At 70.5% G+C, this 20,294-nt stretch carries 20 protein-coding genes; 3 read left to right on the plus strand and 17 right to left on the minus strand.

Going from position 1 to position 20,294, the window contains the following annotated elements; genetic code table 11:
• The first annotated feature begins 218 nt into the window (after positions 1-218).
• Positions 219-401, plus strand: a complete 183-nt coding sequence (locus ACFHVL_RS00005) for a hypothetical protein (RefSeq protein ID WP_416624396.1) — start codon at positions 219-221, stop codon at positions 399-401.
• 969 nt (positions 402-1,370) lie between these two features.
• On the opposite strand, the gene ACFHVL_RS00010 is transcribed toward ACFHVL_RS00005, so the two are convergent.
• From ACFHVL_RS00010 to ACFHVL_RS00045, 8 genes are all read right to left on the minus strand, one after another.
• Positions 1,371-1,925 (minus strand): MBL fold metallo-hydrolase, encoded by a 555-nt coding sequence (locus tag ACFHVL_RS00010; protein ID WP_416624398.1) that lies wholly within the window; start codon positions 1,923-1,925, stop codon positions 1,371-1,373.
• Between the two features lie 270 nt (positions 1,926-2,195).
• Entirely contained in the window at positions 2,196-2,990 is a 795-nt protein-coding gene (locus tag ACFHVL_RS00015; protein ID WP_416624399.1) for an alpha/beta hydrolase, read from the minus strand.
• A 46-nt stretch (positions 2,991-3,036) separates the two neighbouring features.
• A complete protein-coding gene (locus ACFHVL_RS00020) occupies positions 3,037-3,873 on the minus strand; it encodes an alpha/beta fold hydrolase (RefSeq protein ID WP_416624400.1) in 837 nt (278 codons plus the stop codon).
• The gene (locus ACFHVL_RS00025; protein ID WP_416624402.1) at positions 3,873-4,766 is read right to left on the minus strand and encodes an alpha/beta fold hydrolase; all 894 of its coding nucleotides are present in this window, start codon (positions 4,764-4,766) and stop codon (positions 3,873-3,875) included. Before ACFHVL_RS00025 ends, ACFHVL_RS00020 begins: the two co-directional genes overlap by 1 nt.
• Before the next feature lie 9 nt (positions 4,767-4,775).
• Complete coding sequence (locus ACFHVL_RS00030; protein ID WP_416624404.1) at positions 4,776-5,771, minus strand: helix-turn-helix domain-containing protein; 996 nt, start codon at positions 5,769-5,771, stop codon at positions 4,776-4,778.
• 97 nt (positions 5,772-5,868) lie between these two features.
• Positions 5,869-6,555, minus strand: a complete 687-nt coding sequence (locus ACFHVL_RS00035) for a helix-turn-helix domain-containing protein (protein WP_416624406.1) — start codon at positions 6,553-6,555, stop codon at positions 5,869-5,871.
• Positions 6,470-6,829: a hypothetical protein gene (locus tag ACFHVL_RS00040; RefSeq protein ID WP_416624408.1), complete on the minus strand. Its 360-nt coding sequence runs from the start codon at positions 6,827-6,829 to the stop codon at positions 6,470-6,472. The genes ACFHVL_RS00035 and ACFHVL_RS00040 overlap by 86 nt, the downstream gene beginning before the upstream one ends.
• A 129-nt stretch (positions 6,830-6,958) precedes the next feature.
• On the minus strand, positions 6,959-7,477 hold the full coding sequence (locus ACFHVL_RS00045; RefSeq protein ID WP_416624410.1) for a CGNR zinc finger domain-containing protein: 519 nt from the start codon (positions 7,475-7,477) through the stop codon (positions 6,959-6,961).
• A 96-nt stretch (positions 7,478-7,573) separates the two neighbouring features.
• On the opposite strand from ACFHVL_RS00045, the gene ACFHVL_RS00050 reads away from it, so the two are divergent.
• A complete protein-coding gene (locus ACFHVL_RS00050; RefSeq protein ID WP_416624412.1) occupies positions 7,574-8,455 on the plus strand; it encodes an alpha/beta fold hydrolase in 882 nt (293 codons plus the stop codon).
• Between the two features lie 24 nt (positions 8,456-8,479).
• On the opposite strand, the gene ACFHVL_RS00055 is transcribed toward ACFHVL_RS00050, so the two are convergent.
• Positions 8,480-9,445 (minus strand): DUF2332 domain-containing protein, encoded by a 966-nt coding sequence (locus ACFHVL_RS00055; RefSeq protein ID WP_416624414.1) that lies wholly within the window; start codon positions 9,443-9,445, stop codon positions 8,480-8,482.
• An 18-nt stretch (positions 9,446-9,463) separates the two neighbouring features.
• On the minus strand, positions 9,464-10,774 hold the full coding sequence (locus tag ACFHVL_RS00060) for a sugar transferase (protein ID WP_416624693.1): 1,311 nt from the start codon (positions 10,772-10,774) through the stop codon (positions 9,464-9,466).
• A 199-nt stretch (positions 10,775-10,973) separates the two neighbouring features.
• Between ACFHVL_RS00060 and ACFHVL_RS00065 the strand changes: the two genes are divergently transcribed.
• A complete protein-coding gene (locus ACFHVL_RS00065; protein WP_416624416.1) occupies positions 10,974-12,038 on the plus strand; it encodes an LCP family protein in 1,065 nt (354 codons plus the stop codon).
• Between the two features lie 22 nt (positions 12,039-12,060).
• Here ACFHVL_RS00065 and ACFHVL_RS00070 read toward each other — a convergent pair whose 3' ends face one another.
• From ACFHVL_RS00070 to ACFHVL_RS00100, 7 genes are read right to left on the minus strand one after another with little or no spacing between them, the layout of a single operon-like run.
• Positions 12,061-13,425 (minus strand): glycosyl hydrolase family 28-related protein, encoded by a 1,365-nt coding sequence (locus tag ACFHVL_RS00070; protein ID WP_416624417.1) that lies wholly within the window; start codon positions 13,423-13,425, stop codon positions 12,061-12,063.
• Positions 13,422-14,726 carry a hypothetical protein gene (locus tag ACFHVL_RS00075; RefSeq protein ID WP_416624418.1) on the minus strand — a complete coding sequence of 435 codons (1,305 nt, stop codon included), beginning with the start codon at positions 14,724-14,726 and terminating at the stop codon, positions 13,422-13,424. The genes ACFHVL_RS00070 and ACFHVL_RS00075 overlap by 4 nt, the downstream gene beginning before the upstream one ends.
• Entirely contained in the window at positions 14,723-15,952 is a 1,230-nt protein-coding gene (locus tag ACFHVL_RS00080; RefSeq protein WP_416624419.1) for a hypothetical protein, read from the minus strand. The genes ACFHVL_RS00075 and ACFHVL_RS00080 overlap by 4 nt, the downstream gene beginning before the upstream one ends.
• Positions 15,949-17,022 carry a glycosyltransferase gene (locus tag ACFHVL_RS00085; RefSeq protein WP_416624421.1) on the minus strand — a complete coding sequence of 358 codons (1,074 nt, stop codon included), beginning with the start codon at positions 17,020-17,022 and terminating at the stop codon, positions 15,949-15,951. The genes ACFHVL_RS00080 and ACFHVL_RS00085 overlap by 4 nt, the downstream gene beginning before the upstream one ends.
• A complete protein-coding gene (locus ACFHVL_RS00090; RefSeq protein WP_416624422.1) occupies positions 17,022-17,999 on the minus strand; it encodes a glycosyltransferase in 978 nt (325 codons plus the stop codon). The genes ACFHVL_RS00085 and ACFHVL_RS00090 overlap by 1 nt, the downstream gene beginning before the upstream one ends.
• Positions 17,986-19,074: a glycosyltransferase gene (locus ACFHVL_RS00095; protein WP_416624423.1), complete on the minus strand. Its 1,089-nt coding sequence runs from the start codon at positions 19,072-19,074 to the stop codon at positions 17,986-17,988. The genes ACFHVL_RS00090 and ACFHVL_RS00095 overlap by 14 nt, the downstream gene beginning before the upstream one ends.
• Positions 19,056-19,880, minus strand: coding sequence for a hypothetical protein (locus ACFHVL_RS00100; RefSeq protein ID WP_416624425.1), 825 nt, complete (start codon positions 19,878-19,880; stop codon positions 19,056-19,058). The genes ACFHVL_RS00095 and ACFHVL_RS00100 overlap by 19 nt, the downstream gene beginning before the upstream one ends.
• Positions 19,881-20,294 lie beyond the last annotated feature (414 nt).

The following is a 20,294-nucleotide window of genomic DNA, read 5'->3' on the forward strand; positions in this document are numbered from 1 at the left end:
CCACGTCACGCGGCACCGACCTCGCGAGGACCCCCAACGAGATCCAGTCCGGCAACCGTCCACCCACGACACCCGCATCCGCGACCACCCGCAGACCGTAGCGCCCCGCACCCCGGACCTACGCCGCGACACCAACACGGCCACGAAACCCCAGCCCAACACCATGATCAACTTACGTTAAGTGGCATTGGCTCCTGGGCGGCGGCACCATGGCGCTGATGGGCTGGCTCGTGCGCCGCGCCACCATGGCCGACCTGGCCGCCGGCATCGCCGTGCCCATCACGATTCCATGGCTCCCGTTGCTCGGCATCGGCGTCACCTGCCTGCTGCTCACCGCTGCGGCGGCAACGGCTGGCATCCGTACGCGAAAGCCACCGCACCTTGCCGACGACCCGGCCTGACCGACCGCAGCCGCCCAACACGATCGATACCCAAGCGAGGAGCGTCGGGGCCCGCTCGAACACCGGGACCAGGCACCTATCCAGTTACCCCGATTCTTGCTTTTAAGTCGAAATCAAGTATCCAGGATACCACCTATCGCCAACACTCACTCGCTGAGGCCAATAGTCAGCAGCAAATTGTTAGAACAAACGGCTGCGCTTGCACCGCCACGCTGCCGCCAAATTCTTTTATCAACGAGTCACGACGGCAGCACTCAGGCGAGCGGCCATTCTTCACGTGTAGCGCGCGAGCAGCGGGCTACCTGCGGCCACCTGGCCATACTTCCCGCTAGCCAACCTGGAAGTATTGTTCACTTACAGTCTGTATGGCCTCCTTGCCAAGCGAGCATACGTACGTCGATTTCGACGTCCCGCCCACCCACGGCCCATAATACGGACCGAATATTATTCCAGTGCCGGCATCTTGACACATGGTGCGTACGCGGTGATTCCAGCCATACGAGCCTGCTGGACACTGGGAGCCGGCCGCGTGCTTTGCCCAATGCACGAAAGTATATGCCCAACATGGCCCAGCAGCCGAGGCCGGAGTCCCTATCGCGACAACTGCGGACGTTAAGCCGACCACCAATGCCATGGTAGCACCAATATATCTTTTTCTTCTTGCCACAAATCCTCCCCAGTTATAACTGACTCCAGTCTGAGCGCAAGATTCATTTATTTCAACCCTTGACTTTATTGGAGCACCGCGGTAATGGCGGGGCGACTTCGAAGTTCATGACGGAAGGCAGTTGGCCCAGATCTTTCACGACCTTGGGGCAATGCCGCGAAGCACGAGTCGATCACGGTGTTGAGCTGGGACTTGTGGAACGTCGGTGTGGCGTGACGTTTGCGGGGTGGTGGTGCAACAGGTGACGCAGCGAGCACCACTCCCGGTGCCGGTGGAAGTACCACCGGCACCGGGAGCCCAGGTCAGACCGGCAGGGGTGTGAACGTGCCGGGGGTCAGCCAGTGCAGGCTGTGCCGTACCGGATCTCCGGCGGCGGTGAACGCGGCCTCGACCGCCGCGCGGCCCTCGGTGAAGTGGCCCCGGCCTTCGTAGTGCACCGGCACCACCGTGTGCGCCTTGACCAGGGTGCACAGCTCGACACCGTCGGCCGCTGTCATCGTGTAGCGCAGCGGCCCGGTCAGGCCGAACCGCACCGCGCCCAGGTGCAGCACCATCGTGCCGACGGTGAGCCGCTCGGCCACCTGCCGTACCCCGGGGTAGAGGACCGTGTCCCCGGTTATCCACAGCGCGCCGTACTGCTGGCCAGGCCAGCGCAGCGCGAACCCGGTCACCTCGCCGGCGACGGGGCGGCTCAGCGGCGGCCCGTGCCGGCAGGGGGTCGCGGTCACCTCGATGCTCGGGCGGCCCGGTGCGGTCAACTCGGTACCGCCCCACGGCGCGAGCCCGACCACCGCCGCGGAGCCGACCACCGCCGCGCGGCCGAGGGCTGCAGCCCCGAGGCGGCGGCTGCCGGCCATCGTGGTGACGATCCGGTCGGCGTACGGCAGCAGCGCCCGGCCGGCATCGTCGAGGTTGTCGGGCGTGGTGGTCGTGGGTCAACAGCACCACGTCGATGTGGCCCAACGCGTCCGGCGGCAGCGCCGGACCGGCCAGTTTGCGTGACGCCGTACCCCAGCCGAACCGGTAGGTCCGGCCGGGGTCGTCGAACGTCGGATCGGTCAGGATCCGCCAGCCAGCCACCTCGATCAGCGTGGTGGGACCGCCGATGTGGGTGATCCGCGTGTCGCTCACCGCACGTGCCGCAGCGCCCAGTCGAGGACCTCGTCGGCGATGGTCTCCCGCCCCTTCTGGGCGGGTAGCAGATGGGCGTAGCCCTCGTACTCCAGCCGTTCGGTGACGGTGTTCGACTTGTAGTGCTTGGCGTTCGAGGCCTGGATTGCCGGCGGCATGATGTGGTCCTCACTGCCGGAGACGAACAGCAGCGGCGCCCGGTCGTCGTTATGGTAGTCGACCCAGGTGTCCTGGTGGCCGGGCTGGAAGTTCGCCAGTACTCTGCCCCAGAGGATGCCGCCGCTGGCCGGGATGGCGTACCGCTGCCAGAGCGCCCGGCCCTCCTCCTCGGTGAACGTGTTGGTGAAGGCGTACTGCCACTGCTCGAAGGTCAACGGCACCGCCTTGTGCCGGTTCGCCGGGCTTTTCAACACCGGGAAGGTCGATTTCACCTGCGACAGCGGCACCACCCGGACGCCTTCGGTCGGAGCGGAGTTCATCGCCACCCCCACCGCGCCGAAGCCGTGGTCGAGCAGGACCTGGGTGAACGCGCCGCCGGCCGAGTGGCCGATGATGATCGGCGGCTTCTCCAGCTCGCCGATGATGGCCTCGTAGTGGGCGATGATCCGCGGCACGGTGGACTGCAGGATCGGGGTCGGGTCGGCGTTGAGCGCCTCCACCTCCACCTCGTACCCGGGATAGGCGGGTGCCAGGACCCGGAAGCCCTTTGCCTCGTAGTGGCTGATCCAGTGTTCCCAGCTGCGCGGGGTGACCCAGAATCCGTGGATCAGCACGATGGTGTCAGGTGCCACGTCAGGCGTCCTCTCCGGTAAGAAGGTCGAGTTAAGAAAGTCAGGGTCAGGAAGTCGAGGTCAGGAAGTCGAGCAGGTCCCGGCCGAGCTGCTCGGGATGGGTGTCGGTGATGCCGTGCGGCGCACCGGGGTAAACGAGCAGCCGGGCGTTCTTGATCCGGGCCGCCGATGCCTGGCCGCCCACCGCGAACGGCACGACCTGGTCGTCGTCGCCGTGGATGACCAGGGTGGGTACGTCGATCGCGTCGAGGTCGGGCCGGAAGTCGGTGGCCGAGAACGCGGCGATGCACTCATACGCGTTGCGGTGCCCGGAGGCCATGCTCTGCAGCCAGAACGCGTCCCGGATGCCCTGCGACACGGTCACGCCGGGCCGGTTGTTGCCGAAGAACGGCCCGTCGGCCAGGTCCCGGTAGGTCTGGGAGCGGTCGGCCAGCGACCCCGCCCGGATGCCGTCGAAGGCCTCGATCGGTACGCCGCCCGGGTTGTCCGGAGTCTGCAGCATCAGCGGTGGTACCGCCGAGACGAGGACGACCTGGGCGACCCGGCCGGTGCCGTGCCGGCCCACGTAGCGGGCCACCTCACCGCCGCCGGTGGAGAAGCCGACCAGGGTGACGTCCCGCAGGTCCAGGGTGTCGATCAGGGTGGCCAGGTCGTCGGCGTAGGTGTCCATCTCGTTGCCGTCCCATGTCTGGGTCGACCTGCCGTGGCCGCGCCGGTCGTGGGCGATCACCTGGAACCCGTTCTCCGCTAGGAACAACGCCTGGATCTGCCAGCTGTCGGAGTTCAGCGGCCAGCCGTGGCTGAGCACGACCGGGCGACCCGACGCGGGTCCCCAGTCCTTGTAGAAGATCTCCGCACTGTCGACTGTGGTCACGTACGGCATCAGGACACTCCTTTGATCGCGGCGAGGATGACGTCGGTGGTCGGGCCGGGCCGGGCCACCATGACGGCGTGCGAGGCCTTCACCTCAGTGACCCCGGCACCCGCCCGTTGCGCCATGAACCGTTGGGCGGCGGCCGGGATGACCTGGTCGTCGGTGGCGACCAGCGTCCACGACGGGATGGTCGCCCAGGCGGGTTCGCCGGCCGGCTGCCCGAGGGTGGCTAGTTCGGCCGGGCGCTGGGTGGCGGCCATCACCGCGGCGGTGCCGGCCGGTACGTCGGCGGCGAACACCGAGCGGAACAGCGAGGTCTTGATGTAGCCGTCGTTGCCGCCCGGGTAGGGGCGGATGTCGAGGGCGGTCGGGTCGAGCCGGCTGCCGGGGAACTGGCTGGCCAGGCCGCCGACGGTGTCGCCGATGTCGGGGGCGAACGCCGCGACGTAGACCAGCGCTTGATGTCCCGGTCGCCGGTCGCGGCGGAGGTCATGACGAAGCCGCCGTACGAGTGGCCGACCAGCACGATCGGGCCGTCGATGGTGGCCAGCACACTGCGCAGGTACGCGGCGTCGGCGAACGCGCCGTGCACGAGCACGACTGTCGGCTTGGGACCGTGCGGGCCGGCGGCGACCGCCGCCGATCCGGCAGTGCTCGGGCCAGCCGATCCGGCGGCGGCCGCACCACCCACCGCCGCCACACCGCTCACCCCGAGCAGTACGGTGACTGCCAGGGCCAGGCGTGGCAACCGCCGGCTTCGCAGGGATCTGAACATCGGAACTCCTCACGCGCCGGCCGCGTGCGGGCCGGCGTTGCGAAAAATGTCGCACCGTGGCGACGGTCGGAGTTTTCTGACGACGCACAGCACTTTCGCCTCGTTGCACAATTTGCTGTCGACGCACCCGCCGGTGTCAGCCGGAGCCGCCGTCGCTCGCCGAGGTGGCCAGTTCGCGCCGCCCGGGTACGGCCCGCGCCGCGACCAGCTGTCGGGGTGTGACGCCGAAGGCTTCCCGGAACTTGGTGGAGAAGAAGCTCGGGTTGGCGAAACCCCAGGCACGGGCGACGGCGGCGATCGAGGTGTACCGGCGGTGCGACGCGGTCAGGTCGGTCCGGGCGCCCTGCAGACGCTGCTCGATGATCGATCGTTCCAGGCTCTGCCCCATCGCCTCGTACAGCTTGTACAGGGCACGCAGCGAGATGGCGTTCGCCGCAGCGATCCGGGCCGGGGTCAGGTCGGGGTCGCGCAGGTTGTTGCGCACGTACGCCAGGACCCGGGCCTGCATGAACGACTGCATCGTGTCCCTGAGTCGCCGACCGTCACTTGCCGCCGAGACCACCAGCGCCCGCATCAGCTCGGCGGAGGCGGCCCCGAGCTCGGCCGCGCCGGGGCTGACGGCCAACTGCTCGGCCTGCGCGGTCACCCGGGCGACGTGATCGCGCACCAGGTCGTAGAGCGGGCTGCGACGCGGTTCCCGGGCGGCGGCGTGGATCAAGTCGCGGGGCAGGCCGAGCTGGTCGACATCGACATGCAGGGCGTACGAGGCACCACCACCCTGCCAGCCGTAGACGTAGGGCAGCGACAGGTCGACCAGCATCAGGTCACGGGGGCCGTACAGCCGTTCCTCCCGCGCCCAGCTCAGGTGGTTGTCGGTGCGCATCGGCAGGGCCAGCACGATCGACGTCTCCGGGCTGGACCGGGATATCGCCGGGGTACGGCGCAGCGTGGTGCCGGACGCGTCGATGTTGAAGACCTTCGCCGCGCCGAAGTCGGAGACCGTCATCTTCGCGTGGATCGCCGACGGGTCCTCGAACGTCGCCATGCTGGCCGAACAGTTCCCGCTGACCGTGGCCTGGAACGCCTCGGCGCGTTCCCCGGCCGGCATCGACTGCGTGTCGAGAACGAGCATGGCACTCCCCATTCGAGCTCCGACAGCGGAAACGTAACGTCGGGGCCCGGGGCCGCTGAGGGGCCCTGCGTGCACCGATGTTGCCCACAGTGCACGATCAGGGCGGGGCGGTCTCCTCGGCGGAGCGCCGCCACTCGCCGGGCGAGATGCCGTAGCGGGCCTTGAACCGCCGGGTGAAGTGCGTCGGGTCGCGGAAACCCCAGCGGTGGGCGATCACCGCGACCGGCCGGTGCCCGTTCTCCGGGCGGCGCAGGTCGTGCCACGCGTTCTGCAGCCGCTCGCTGATGATCCACTGTTCGAGGCTGGCGTCGGCCTGCGCGCACACCTTGTACAGGTGCCGCAGCGAGACGTTGTGCGCGGCCGCGATGCGGCCGGGCGTGAGGTCCGGGTCGGCCAGGTGCTGCCGGACGTACGTTCGGACGCGGGTGAGCAGCGTTTCAGCGAGCACCTGGCTGGTCAGCCGGTCGGCGTGGGCGGCCGAGGCGAGCAGCGCCCGGGCCAGTTCGATGCTGGCGGTGGTGACCGAGGCGGCGGCAGGGTCGGCGGTGATCCGCGCGGGATCCCGGGTGAGGTGCGCGATGTGGTCGGTGATTATGTCGTACAGCGGGCTTGACCGCAGCCGGTGGATGGCCTGCCGGATGATGTCGATCGGCAGTCCGAGCTGGTCGCTGGGGATCTGGATGCAGCCGGCCGCCCCGTCACCGGACCACGAATAGTCGTACGGTGCGGAGGTCGACGGCGAGTAGGTCGCCTGGCGGGACGACCTGCAGGTGCTGCTGCTCAAGGTGTCCGTGGGCCTGCCGCTGAACGGACAGCGCGACGACCGGCATCGCGTCCTGCCGGGCCTGTTTGGCCGTACGCAGCAACCGGATGCCGGAGGAGCGGCTGATGAAGATGTTGGCGCCGCCGAGGTCCCACAGCTCCATCCGGCAGTGGATGTCGCCGCCGGGATCCTCGTGGAGGACGTGGCACGGTGCCGAGGCGTACATCATTGCCAGGTAGACGGCTTCGACGCGGTCCGGCTGCGGCATGTCCGTGGTGTCGAGTACGTACGGCATCCGAAATCCGCTTCTACTGTCTGTCCACCTGCCCCGAAATATAGACCGCAGCGTGCGCAGGATGAAACCGTGACCGTCAAGGCTGAGGATCGCTATCGCCGAGGTCGTTTTCGTTTCGGGCGGGGCATGTCAGGTCGTCGGGTCCTGGCGGACGCGTTGTTGGTGGCGGCGCGCCTTCAGCCGGTTGCCGCAGGTCTTCATGGAGCACCAGCGGGCGGTGTTGGCCCGAGAGCGGTCCAGGTGGAACAGGCGACACTCGGTGTTGTCGCAGGGCCGCAGCCGGTCGGGTAGCCGGGTCCGGACGTCGTACCAGGCGAGCACCAGTTCCACGGCAAGCATCCGGTCGGGTGGCCCGCACAGCCGCCAGCGCAGGCCCGACGCGTCGATCTCGGGTAGCTGGTGGACGTCGGCGAGGATCCGTCGCAGGTCCGTTTCGGGCACGGTGCCGCGGGTGGCGGCCTGCAGCGCGTCTCTGGCGGTCCGTAGCCAGGCGGTCGCTGTCGGGTCACCGGAGCCGCCGTGCCGGTATGCCCACTGCCGCAGTGCGGTGTCGTCGGCCCACCGGTCCTGTGCCCGGCCGTCCACCACGGGCGTGCTGTTCAGCGCGTCGAGTAGTGCCTGCTCGTCGAGCACGGTGACCTCACCCACCCTCACCTCTAACCCCATCGCCACACTTGACAGGTTATCGCAGATCGGGTCCACTTGACTCCAGATAACCGCCACGAAGCTCCGAGAGGGTTAGAGATGGTCGAGGTTCACCACCGGTACGCCACCGTGCAAGGGCACCGCGTCTTCTACCGGCAGGCCGGCCCCCACGACGCACCGACGCTGCTGCTCCTGCACGGGTACCCCACCAGCTCACGGATGTTCCGCCAGCTGATCCCGCGACTCGCCGACCGGTTCCACGTCATCGCCCCCGACCACATCGGCTTCGGCCACTCCGACGCCCCGCCCGCCGACACGTTCCCGTACACGTTCGACGCGCTCACCGACGTCACCGAAGCGTTCCTGGCCGAGCTCGGTGTCACCCGCTGCGCCATCTACGTGCAGGACTACGGCGCTCCGATCGGATGGCGGCTCGCCCTCCGCGCACCCGACATGATCACCGCAGTCATCAGCCAGAACGGCAACGGGTACGACGACGGCTTCGTCCCCGACTTCTGGACGCCCGTGTGGGCGTACGCCGACGATCCGGGACCGGACACGGAGCCGGCGGTGCGCACCGCTCTCGGTCTGGACGCCATCCGCTGGCAGTACCTGCACGGCGTGGACCGGCCCGACCTGGTCGATCCCGACACCTGGACCTACGACCACCGCGACGTCAGCCGCCCCGGCAACGACCTGGCACAACTAGCACTCTTCCGTGACTACGCCACCAACCCGCCCCTGTACCCGAAGCTGCACGCGTACTTCCGGCGCAGCGGGACACCGCTGCTTGCCGTGTGGGGAGCCGAGGACCTGATCTTCGGTCCGGACGGCGCGCGGGCCTTCACCCGGGACCTGCCGGACGCCGAGATCCATCTGGTGCCCGGCGGCGGCCACTTCCTGCTCGAGAGTCACCTGGACACTGTGGTCGGCCACATCCGGAATTTCCTGGCCCGCGTACTGCCGGCGACCCGCCCGTGAATCGGCGCCCACCAGGGTTGGCGATCAGCTGAACCAGGTCATCCCCTGGCCGTGTGGCCGGGTCCAGGCCAGCGGGCGGCCGTCCAGGGCCAGCACGTTGTGCAACGTGCCGTCCGGTGGCGGCGGCAGCGCGTCGTGACGCAGGATGTCCGGCCCCTCGTTCGCCACCCAGTGGCCGGGCAGGCCGCGTACCAGGTCGACGAAGGCCGCCCGGCGCGCCGCCGGCACGTGGTAGAGCACGGCGGTGTGGAACACGACCAGCGTCGCGTCCGGCGGTGCCGTCGCAGCCAGCGCCGGCAGGTCGTCGACCAAGTCGCCGCGGACCAGCAGCGGCGGATCGGCCGCTGCCACGGCCGCCGCGGCCGCCAGCCGGGCCCGCCGATGCTCCTGTTCCGGCCAGATCAGCGCGTCGAGCCAGGCGATGTCGGCGGCGTCGGTCACGTCCAGCGGGGTGAGGTCCAGCCCGGCCCGCCACACCACCTCCGGCCGGGTACGCGGCAGCGCGACCCCGGTCGTCGCGCAGTCGAGCACCGGCGCACCCTCCCCCAGGATCGGCCCGCCGTCGTAACGGTAGGCGTACCGGTCCGGGTAGAGACACAGGCCCGCTGACGCGCCGACCTCCAGCAACGCCAGCGGCTGCGGCAACGCGGCCAACACCGGCAGCAGTACGGCGCACCGCCCGGCCTCGTTGGTCTGGGTGAGCCGGCGGCGCAGCTGCGCCTCGACCACCGGCCAGTTCGCCAGCGTGAAGCCGTGGAACCCGGTCGGGTCGTCGACCGGCCCGCCGAGCAGCCGGACCACTCCGAACAGCAGATTGGGTTGCCGCGTCGGTGCCGGCAACGAGTCGAGCAGCGTCAGGACCGGCTCGTCGCCGGAGACCGCGTACGCGAGGCGCTCGTAGCTGGGCGACACCCCGTGCGCCTGCCGACGCGCGAAGTCGATGTAGAGGTCAGCGGTCGGCGGAGTCGCCGTGCGGTCAGTGGGCTTCACCACCTCATGATCGCCGCCTCAGCGGCCGCCGCCACGGATGACTTCCATGATTGTCCACAGGATCACCTTCACGTCCAGCCAGAGCGACCAGTTCTCGATGTAGTAGTTGTCGAATCGGGCCCGGTCCGAGATTGGCGTGTCGCCGCGCAGGCCGCTGACCTGCGCCAGACCGGTCAACCCGACCGGCACCCGGTGGCGCATCGCGTACTCGGGATAGTCCACCGAGAACCGGTCGACGAAGTACGGGCGCTCCGGGCGCGGTCCGACCACGGTCATGTCGCCGCGCAGGATGTTCCACAGCTGAGGCAGCTCGTCCAGCGAGGTACGGCGCAGGAACCGGCCCACCGGGCCGAGGCGTGGATCGCCGGCGACGGACCAGGCGGTCTGTGACTCCGTCTCGTCCACCGGCCGCATCGACCGGAACTTGAACAGCTCGAACGGCTCGCCGTGCCGCCCGACGCGGACCTGACGAAACAGCACGCCACGGCCACCCTCGAACCAGGTGGCGACCGCACACAGCAGCAAGACCGGGCTGAGCAGCACCAGCGACACGCCGGCCGCGACGATGTCGAAGGCCCGTTTCACCGCGAACTGGGGGCCGGTCAGTGAGGGGCGGGTGACCCGGCTGACGCCGATCGCCCCGACGTGGTCGGCGATGCCGTCGCGGGCATGGAACTCCCGCAGCCGGGGCACCACCCACAGGTCACAGGCCGCGACCCCGGGCAGCCGGGCCACCCGCAGCAGCTCCTCGTCGGTGCAGTCGACGTCGGCGATCAGCACCACCTCGCACTGTAGCTGTCGGATCATCTCCTCGATCTGGTCGAGTTCACCGATCAACGGCTGCCGGTCGCGGCCCTCGTGTCCGGCCGTCGTCACGTCGACGAACCCGACCACGCGCAGACCGTACTCCGGGTGCCGGCGCAGCAGCCGGCCCAACTCGGTGGCGACCGGACCGCCGCCGACGATGATGGCGCCGTGCCCGACCCAGCGGCGTCGGCGGGCGAGCACCACGGTCAGCCGGGTCACCAGCCGCCCGGCCAGGACCAGCCCGGCGCTCTGGGCGACCACCCGCATGAATCCGCCGACGTAGTCCACCGAGTCATGCCGCTCGGCCGCGATGATCGCCACCACCGCGGCCGCGGCGAGCAGCCGTACGCACAGCTGGGGCAGCTCGTCGAGGAAACTGACATGTCGGCGGCCGGCGTAGAGTCCACCCAGGGCGAAGACGGCCACAGTGACCAGAGCGGCGGCGATGACGCCCTTCCAGTAGTCCCGGTTCCACGCCAATGGCAGCAGGAACGCGCCGAGATCGACTGGTAGCGTCAGCATCCAGGCCCGCAGCGCGCGGCTGCGCTGGGCCGACCGGGACGCCAGGTACGGCAGCACGGCGGTCGGCGTCGAACGCTGCCGTGGCACGGCATTCAGCTGCGCCATGAACTCCCCCGAGTCGCTGACCGAACCGACCAGAATAATACGGCGACTGTCAATGTCCACCCGTACCGTTACGAACGCCGCTACGATCGCCGCCATGCCCGCCGAAGCGAAATCCGCCGACGCCGACGCCGAACCGGTGGTCCGGCAACCGGCCGCTCCGACCCGACGGCGCCGGTGGCGGCGTGCCGTGCTGGTCACCCTGATCGCGCTCGCCCTGCTGGCCGGTGGCGGCGCGCTCGCGGTGTCATGGTACGCCCGGGACATCGGCGGCGACATCGTCCGCATCGAGGCGTTCGACCAGGTACCGCCGGAGGCCCGCCCGGTACGGGAGGAGGCCGCGGCGGACGCGATGAACCTGCTGCTGTTGGGCAGCGACACGCGCGATCCCGGGTCGACCGGTGGTTCCCGCGCCGACACGATCATCCTCGTCCATCTGCCGGCCGACCGCTCCGGCGCGCAACTGGTGTCCATCCCCCGCGACACCTGGGTCCACGTGCCGCGCAGCGCCGACGGCCGGTACGGCGACACCTACGCGAAGATCAACGCCGCGTACGCCTGGGGGGATACGCCGCTGATGGTGCAGACCGTCGAGGACTACACCGGGGTCCGGATCGACCACGTGGCGATGGTCGACTTCGCCGGCTTCAAGGAGATCGTGGACGCGCTCGACGGGGTCGAGATCGACGTCGAACGGGAGTTCACCTCGACCCACTCGCTGAACCCGAGCAGCCTGCGCAGATTCGAGGCCGGACCGCAGATCATGGACGGTGCCGCCGCGCTGGACTACGCGCGGGAGCGGTACGCGTTCGCCGACGGCGACTTCGCCAGGATCCGTCACCAGCAGCAGGTGATCCGGGCGATCATCGACAAGGCCTCGTCGGGCGGGGTCCTGACCAACCCCGGCCGGCTCAACGCCTTCCTGCGGGCCACCGCCGACACCGTCGCCGTCGACGACACGCTGAACATCCTCGGCATGGCCACCGAGCTGCGGCATCTCCGGAGCACGAACCTGAACTTCTACACCAGTCCCACCTCAGGCACCGGCACGCGCGGCGACCAGAGCGTCGTGCTGCCGGACCTGGCCAGGGCGAAGGTGTTCTATGACGCGGTCCGCCGCGACGATACGGCGGCGATCACGGCCACCGGCACCGCCGGATAACCTCCGGCCGCACCATGCCTCATCAGCTTTCGCCGGCCAGGACGCGGACCTCGCCGTTGGAAAACCGGGCGCAGAGCTGCGTACGGCCGTCGACCTCGCGGGCGAACACGCGGACCTGGCCGTCGTCGGGGGCCGCCGGGGTCGGTTGGGCCCGCAGGTCGAACGCGGGCCGCACGACCAGGTTCTTGGTGGCGTGACCGAGGCCGTGGGTGATGTCCACCTGCGAGTCCGGATTCGGCCGGCCGATCCAGCCGAGCCCGGTGCCGGTGACACCGCTGACCCCCGGCTGCGACAGCATGGCCCGGATGATCGACATGCCCCGGTCGGCACCGAAGTCGACGGCGGCGGTCGCGCAGTTGCGGATCTGCGTGTCGATGGTGGCCGCCGCAGGTTCCTCAGGTCCTACGCCGGGCGCGAACTGGACACCGATCTCGACGGCCGGACCGGCATGGTTGGCACCCTGCACGTAGCCGGCCAGCCAGCGACAGTCGTTGCGGGAGATTCGCACGCCGATCCCGCCGTCGAGGTCGGCGTAGCAGTTCACGCAGCCGATGCCGGAGGCCGCCAGTTCGAACGAGACGTTCTGCCGGATGCCCCAGGCATGGCAGTTGACCATCAACGTGCCGTACGAGTTGCCGGCCAGGTGGAACCCGGTGCCGCCGTTCTGAAAGGACAGACAGTTGACGAACATCGAGTCGTGCGGGCCGGCGAAGTTGACCCCGTGTCCGCCGTTCTCGTGGGTACGCAGACCGGTGATCCGGGACTCCATCTGGTGCGACGGGGCCGGCAGGTGACCGGCGGTCCCCCAGTCGCTGGCCACCCCGTCGGCACCACAGTTGAAGACGGTCAGGTCCGTCAGGTCGTAGCCGTACCCGTACAGGCGCAGCCCGTAGCTGACCGGGTTGTTCTGCCCACGGTTGCCGTCGAGGGTGAGGTCACGGACGCTGAACATGGTGATGCCCGCGTCGCTACCGGCGCTCGACTCCTGCTCGAAGCGGTCGGACTCGAGAATCGCGGTGTTGGTGTCGGGGGCCAGCCGCAGGACCGTGGCGTCGCCGCCGGAGCCGCGCAGATGGACCCGGGAGTACAGGGTGAGCCGGCGGGTCAGGTAGCTGCCCGGTGGCAGGAACACGGTGCCACCGGTCGCCCGGGCGGCGTCCAGGGCGCGTTGCAGGCTGTGGGTGTCGTCGGTCGCGTCGTCGCCGACGGCGCCGAATTCGCGCACGTCGTAGTCGCGGCCGGCCGGCGCGGCGCGGCCACTGCCGTACGCCGTGGCGCCGATCCCGCCGAGGCCGGTAGCGGCGATCAGCGCACCGGTGGCGGCGATCGCCCGACGGCGCGGCACCGCCGCTCGGGCGCCGTGCTCGCCGAGCGACTCGGGTCTCATGGCTTCTCCTGCGGCTGGCGCGACCTGACGAGAGTAGTCGATGAATCGTGGGGCCCGACAATCTCCGGAGGTGCCGGTGCGGCCGGTGCCGGCACTACCGGCGGAGGCGGAGGTACGGCCGTCACCAGCAGCCGTACGGTGAACCAGGCCGCGACCAGCGACTCGCCGAGGGCGAGCAAAACGAACAGGCCACCGACGGTGCGTACCCCCAGCAGCGCGACGGCCAGCCCGACGAACGCGATCGTCCGCGATCCGACCGCCGAGACGAGGTACGTGCTCGGTGCCGCCCGCACCAGGTGCCGCACGGACAGCCAGGTGGACACCATCACGGTGGCCTTGTGTGCGCAGTAGAGCGCCACCGTCGCCAGGGCCGCTGTGGCCAGCGCCTCGGCCAGCAGGCCACGCACCGGGGCACTGGCGAGCAGCACCCCGGAGATGCCGACCAGCAGCGCCATCGTCAACAGCCGGGTGCCGGTGCGGAAGCGGCTACCCCGGCCGGCCACCAGATCCTCGCGGGTGGTCGCGGCCAGCGCCACGTGGAACGGCCCGAACGCCAGGTCCATGGCGCGCAGCAGCACGATCGCGGCCGGACCGGCCACCACCGCGGCGACCGCCGGCAACGCGATGACGTACCCCAGGTCGACCGCTGCGGCCAGACAGTAGGTGGCCCCCGGGCGCACGCCGGCAAGCGGACCAGGCCGGGTCTGGCCGACCAGCCGGACCCGGGTGACCAGCACCCAGGTCAACACGGCGAGCTGGCTCGGGACGGCCGCGATCTCCAGCCGTACGCCCACGACGACGAAGACCACTGCGGTGGCGAGCGTGCCGGTTGCGACCAGCTGGGGTACCAGATTGGCACGCCGACGCCCACCGACCGCTGCCAGTGACCAGAACAGCGCCTCGATCGGCAGTTGCAGCAGTACCGGCAGCACGACCAGGAGCCGGTCGACGACCCCGGTGTACGGCAACGCCACCGATACCGCGGCGAAGCCGATCGCGGCGACCGGCAGCGTGACCACCGCCGCCGTCCGGGTCGCCCACGCCTGCCGGTCCCACTCCGATGGCACGATCCCGGCCGACTGCGGCCGCCCGACCAGGGCCTCGATCAGGGTGTACGGAATGGCGAGCAGCGCACCCTGGAACGCGACCAGGGCGAGGTGACCGTTGTCAGCCCAGGACGCCAGCAGGAACACGCCGATGCTGGTCAGCCGGGTCGCCGCCTGCACGGACAACTGCGACTGCTGCAGTCGCCGGATCACGGTGACGCCGGGGCGGAGCACGACGGCACCCAGACCGATCATGGCGGTGCCGAGGCGGAGCGCAGTCCGTGGTACCCGAACAGGATCAGCGCCAACATCGTCGACTCGAACTCCCAGACGTCCAGGGTCAGGCAGGCCCCGGCCAGGCCGCTCAGCAGGGCGATCGGCATCACCAGCTCCGGGTGCCCGGCCGAAGCCCGCGCGAGACGCACCAGGGCGAACACCGTCGCGCCGACCAGCAGCACCATCACCACCGGCCCGAACTGCAGCCCCACGTTCAGGAAGTAGTTGTCCACGAACCTCGGTGGCGAACTGGCCACCCGGGAGTAGGTGGCGCCGCCGGCCGCGCCGATGCCGTCCCCGGCCAGTGGCACCGAGGCCAGCAGCTCACCCCACACGCCGAAACGCTGGAACAAGCTGCTGGTGCCGCCCGCGCCGAACACGACGAACATCGCCGCGACGCCGACCGCGACCAGTCCGGCGAGGGCGATGGCGAGCCACCGCCGGGCCCGGGAACGGGCATGGGGCCCGACCAACGCGCCGGTCAGGCCGGCGACCACGAGCAGCGCACCGGACCGGCTGGTGCTCAGCGTCAGACACAGCACCGCCGCGGCCGCCGCCAGATGCCACAGCACGGCCCGTGGTCGGGCCATCTGGGTGAACCAGCAGGCCACGTAGCCGAGCAGGTACGCCCCGGCCAGCAGGCCCAGTTCGGCGTTGACCTCGGTCAGGGCGGGTACCCGGAACACTCCGTCGATGTAGCGGATGTTGTGGTGCGGGCTGAATCCCCAGCGGACCAGGGTCGCCGGCCCGATCAGCACCTCCGCCACCCCGGCCACCGCGTTGGCGACGATCATCCAGGACAGCGCGGTGAGCAGACGCGACACCGCCGCCGGCGCCAAGGCGGCGACGATCACCAGGAACGCCACCGGGATCAGGATCAGCCGCAGACCGGTGAAGGTCTGGGCCGCGCCGTGGTGCGCGACGCCGATCGCGCTCCAGGTCAGCGCCACCGCCGTACCGACCGCACCGACCACCACCCACCGCACCGGCAGGTCCCCGCCACGGCGCAGCACCACGGCCGCCGCGAGCACACAGGTGACCACGGCACCGGCCAGGCTGAAGACCCAGGGCCGGCCAGCGAACAGCAACCAGGACAGCCCGGACAGCGGAAGCGGCGCAGTGCTCGCCACCAGGACGAACAGCAGACCGTACTCGTGGACCCGGTCCCAGCGTGACGTCGTACGACTCGGATGTTGTTCGATCATCGGACCCCACCGGCGGCGAGTTCGTAGGCGTCGAGCACCGCGCTGACGTGTTCGTCCCAGTCCAGTCTGCTGCCGTCCGCCGCCGCTGACGCCGCCAGCCGGGCGTACTCGTCGGCCGGCATCGCGGCCGCCCGGTGCAGCGTCGCGCGCAGCCCTTCGACACCAGCGAAGGACAACGTGGACGCCTCGGTCGCCATCGACGGCAGCGCGTGCGCCCCGACGATGATCGGCCGGCCAGCCAGCAGCGACTCCGCGCAGACCAGCCCGAACGTCTCGGCGACCCGACTGGGGAACACCAGCCAGCCGGACCGGGCGAACGCCGCACGTTTACCGGCCTCGTCGAGGTGACCCAGACAATGCACCCCCGGCCCGGCCCGTTCGACGCGCGAACGCAACGGCCCCTCCCCCGCCACGAGCAGGGTGCCCGGCCCATCCCAGGCGTCCAGCAACCGGTCGAGACCCTTGTGGCTGCCCAAGGCGCCCAGGAACAGGAAGGTGGTGGGGTCGCCCGGCGGCCACGCCCGCCGGTTCCAGTCCAGCGCCACCGCCAGCGGCACGATCCGGGCCGGCGGCCGCCGGGTCGGTGAGGCGGCGCTCAGCACCAGGTCACGGACCCGTTCGGTGGCACACAGCAGCCGTAGCCGCCGGAACCGCCGCAGAATCCACGCCGACCGGAGCCGCAGCAGCGCGTCCAACCCTCGGGAGCGTCCCACGTTGCGCAACGCGTTGTTCGGATCCAGCACGGCGTAGTCGTGCACTGTGTGCACCGTCGGGTACGCCCGGGCCAGCCGGGCCACCGCCGGCACGCCGAGACCCTGCCAGTTGTGCACGTGCACCACGTCCGGCGCGAAGTCACGCAGGTCCACCGGGCCCAGGCCGGTGGGGTCGAACAGATCACCCAGATGCACGGCAGCCTTGCCGGGCAGCCGGGCCGACCAACGCGGCCGGTCCCCGGCGGTGCAGACGCGTACCTCATGCCCGCGCGCGGCAAGGCTGCCGACAAGATCGTCGAGGTAACGCTCGGCACCGCCGCGGACCGCGAAGGTGGCGTGCACCATGGCGATCCGCATCAGCGCCACAGCCGCTCGACGAGGTCCACGGTCGCCTCCCGCCAGGTACGTACCGTCACCGGCCCGGGTTTCTCGATCCGGCCCAACGCCTCCACCAGCGCCTCGACCGACCAGCTCCGCATCCGGATCGCGGCACCGGCGGTCGCCTCGTGCAGCGCCGGATCCGGCGAAACGATCGTGGGGGTCCCCAGCGCGAGCGCCTCGGCGGCCGGCAGACCGAAGCCTTCGAAATGGCTCGGCATCACGAACGCGGCGGCACCCGCCACGGTCGCCGCGTACGCGGCGTCGTCCAACCGGTCCAGGAACACCGTCGCGCCGGTGGCGTCGTGGAAGTGTCGGGTGCCGCCGGTCAGTACCACCAGCGTGTACCGGGGAAAGACCCGGATCGCCTCGATGGCGAGTTCGACGCCCTTGTGCGGGGCATGCCCGGCGACCACCACGTAGTCAGCCGGCAGCGGCGGCGCCACCCCGACAGCGGCCAGGTCACTGCCCGGATGCCAGACGGTAGCCCGCTCGCCGGCCGCCCCGTACAGGCCGAGCAGATCGTGACGGGTACGGCCGCTGACACACAACAGACCCGCCGAGCGGCGCAGCGCGGTGGCGTAGCTCAACCCCCGGTACGCAACTACCGACCGGGACAGCCCCTGCGGCCAGAGCCGGAAGGCGAGATCGTGCACGATGGTGGTGACCGGCAGGCGGGCACCGACGGCCGCCACCGACGGGCTGAGCGACAGGACCCGCCCGTGACGCTCCCGGCGCAGCGCCGCGAACGCGGTGGCGATCGTCGCTGACCGGCCACCGGACTGGCGACTCACCACGATCTCCGCCGGCCCGGTGAACTCGACCGGCGCGGCGACGAGACGCAGGTCATGCTCCGCCGGCCAGTGCCGGACCAACTCCTGGAGCATCCGGGTGATCCCGCCGGGGCCGACCCCGCTGGCGTCCAGCACCGTCACCCGGCGGTCACCGGAGCGCATCGTCGACCCACCTCGTCATCCGTGCGGCGAACCGGGCCGGGCCGAAACCTGCCGCGTGTCGACGGATCCGCGCCCGGTCCAGCCGCGACACCTGGGCCACCAGCCGGGCATGCACCCCCGGGTCGGTGGAATCGGCGAGCATACCGGTCTCGCCGTGCACGACCGTCTCCAGCAGACCACCCCGGGCCAACCCGACCACCGGGGTCCCGGCGGCCTGCGCCTCGACCGGCACGATGCCGAAGTCCTCGTGTGCGGGGAACAGCAGCGCCGCCGCACCGGCGTACAGCTCGCGCAGCCGCGACCGGGACGGACGCACCTCGAAGCGGACGTCAGGCCCGGCCCGCCGGCGCAGCTCCGCCTCCGCCGGCCCGGAGCCGGCGAGCACCAGCGGCATCCCGGCCGCCGCCGCCACCTCGATCATCAGATCGAACCGCTTGTACGGAATCCACCGCCCCACACCCAGCAGGTAGTCCCGGTCACCGGCCGGCCCGGCACCGAAGTACGCGACGTCCACCGGCGGATTGATCACCACCGCGTCGCGGCCCCAGAAGCGCCGGATCCGGTCCCGGACCTCGACGGAGTTTGCCGCGTACGCGTGCACGTGCCGCCCGCCCCACCGATCGACCCGACGCAACGCCACCCGGGGCAGGGCGAGTACCGGGTTCCTGCCCCGCCCGTCGAAACCGGGGCTCCACACGTACCGGGCCGGGGTGTGCACGTAGCTCAGGTGCCGGGTACGTGCCGGGTCACCGAACTTCACCGTGTGCGCGAACGCATGACTCGACGAGATCACCACGTCCGGCGCGGGCCGGCCCGCCGTACGCCAGACCAGCGGCATCACCGGCAACGCCAACGCCTTCGACCGACGCAGCGGAGTGCGAGCCAGCCACGTCTCACGCAGGCCGGTCCGGTCGACATCCGGTTCGGCCCACAGCACGTACCGTGCCGCGTGCGGAACAAGCCCGGCGATAGCCAGAAAGACGTTCTCCGAGCCGCCGACAGCGCTGAACCACTCATGAACCACCGCCACCGACCGGTCAGCGAGCAGGCCAGCCATCAACTGTGCCGCTGCCACACGGCACGCAGCGGATCCCACTCACCACCGAGGCTGTCACAGATCACGTCCATGTAGACGGCCGTGTCGGTACTGTCCGGGTTCCACCAGATACCGCACAGGGCCGGGTCCTTACCGGACCGCGTGGCGTACTCCACGTAGGTCCCCGCGATCGCGGTGACGCCGCCCAGCTTGCGGCCCGGCTGTTCGGCACCGGCCAGGATGCCCGCCGAGTTCAACGCGATCTGCTGGCGGTAGGCGAGGTCGGCGGCTTTCGCGTCCGCCGACTCATACGCGACGAAGTGCAGATACATGCCCCCGTTGCGGCACAGCACATGGGACCGCTGGCCGTCGTCCAGCCTCGGCCCGTCGCGGTCGGTGTCCGCGACACAGCCACTCATGTCGGCCAGCCACGGCTCAGCCAACGGAAGGAGCTCGTCGGGAAACTTGGCCCGGTTGGCCGCGATCAGCTCGGTGATCGCACCCGGCGGCGGAACCACCACCGTGACCGACTCGCCACTGTCGACACTCTCCCGTCCGAGAAAGAACGCGGCGGTCCCGGCCACCAGCGCCCCGGCGAGCACACCGCCGACCAGGATCGGCCAGACCCTTCTGCGCGGCGGTTGCGGCAACGGCAGGATGCGTCGCTGCGGCGACGGCGAGGGCTCGATCCGCTGCGGTTCCTGCGGCCGCCCGAAGTAGCCCCCCGGCGGCGGCGCGGGGTATCCACCGGGAAGTGGCTGGCCAGAGTCTCCACCGGAGACCGGCGCGATGTCGAGGCCGAACTCATCGCGCCCGTACGGCGAAGCCGCCGGAGACCCGGACACTGGAAACTCGGACGCTGGTTGACCGGGCACGGGTTGACCGGGCACGGGTTGACCGGGCAGCGTCGACCAGGGACCCGGCCGTGGCGAAGGGCTCTGCGGCGACGACGCCGGGCGGTCGTCCGGCTGGCCCGTGTGACCCGGCTGGTTTGCCTGACCCGGCTGGCCGGCGTAACCCGGCCGGTGCTCACCTGAGCGGGCCGCTTCATCAGTCACGAGCGGCACGATATCAGCACGCATCGACCCTGGACCGGACCCCGAACCGCAGCCGCCCGCCCTCGTCCGAAGGCGCCGCGACACCGCACGCTGCCGCCACGGTGCCGGCGCTGCGGCCGACATCCGACGAAGGGGCCCGACCACATCGGCCAGACCCCTCGGTCGACTACCGCATCTCAACGCGCCCCTGGCTGCGACACG

Origin of the sequence: Micromonospora sp. LOL_023, from assembly GCF_048060115.1 — a bacterium.
In the GTDB taxonomy this organism is placed as follows: Bacteria; Actinomycetota; Actinomycetes; order Mycobacteriales; family Micromonosporaceae; genus Micromonospora_E.

Bases quoted from the DNA above. Each gene is read 5' to 3' on its own strand.
- ACFHVL_RS00005 (WP_416624396.1), top strand. From the start codon at position 219: ATGGGCTGGCTCGTGCGCCGCGCCACCATGGCCGACCTGGCCGCCGGC.
- ACFHVL_RS00010 (WP_416624398.1), bottom strand. From the start codon at position 1,925: ATGGCCGGCAGCCGCCGCCTCGGGGCTGCAGCCCTCGGCCGCGCGGCG.
- ACFHVL_RS00020 (WP_416624400.1), bottom strand. From the start codon at position 3,873: ATGCCGTACGTGACCACAGTCGACAGTGCGGAGATCTTCTACAAGGAC.
- ACFHVL_RS00030 (WP_416624404.1), bottom strand. From the start codon at position 5,771: ATGCTCGTTCTCGACACGCAGTCGATGCCGGCCGGGGAACGCGCCGAG.
- ACFHVL_RS00040 (WP_416624408.1), bottom strand. From the start codon at position 6,829: ATGCCGTACGTACTCGACACCACGGACATGCCGCAGCCGGACCGCGTC.
- ACFHVL_RS00050 (WP_416624412.1), top strand. From the start codon at position 7,574: ATGGTCGAGGTTCACCACCGGTACGCCACCGTGCAAGGGCACCGCGTC.
- ACFHVL_RS00060 (WP_416624693.1), bottom strand. From the start codon at position 10,774: ATGCTGACGCTACCAGTCGATCTCGGCGCGTTCCTGCTGCCATTGGCG.
- ACFHVL_RS00065 (WP_416624416.1), top strand. From the start codon at position 10,974: ATGCCCGCCGAAGCGAAATCCGCCGACGCCGACGCCGAACCGGTGGTC.
- ACFHVL_RS00070 (WP_416624417.1), bottom strand. From the start codon at position 13,425: ATGAGACCCGAGTCGCTCGGCGAGCACGGCGCCCGAGCGGCGGTGCCG.
- ACFHVL_RS00075 (WP_416624418.1), bottom strand. From the start codon at position 14,726: ATGATCGGTCTGGGTGCCGTCGTGCTCCGCCCCGGCGTCACCGTGATC.
- ACFHVL_RS00080 (WP_416624419.1), bottom strand. From the start codon at position 15,952: ATGATCGAACAACATCCGAGTCGTACGACGTCACGCTGGGACCGGGTC.
- ACFHVL_RS00085 (WP_416624421.1), bottom strand. From the start codon at position 17,022: ATGCGGATCGCCATGGTGCACGCCACCTTCGCGGTCCGCGGCGGTGCC.
- ACFHVL_RS00090 (WP_416624422.1), bottom strand. From the start codon at position 17,999: ATGCGCTCCGGTGACCGCCGGGTGACGGTGCTGGACGCCAGCGGGGTC.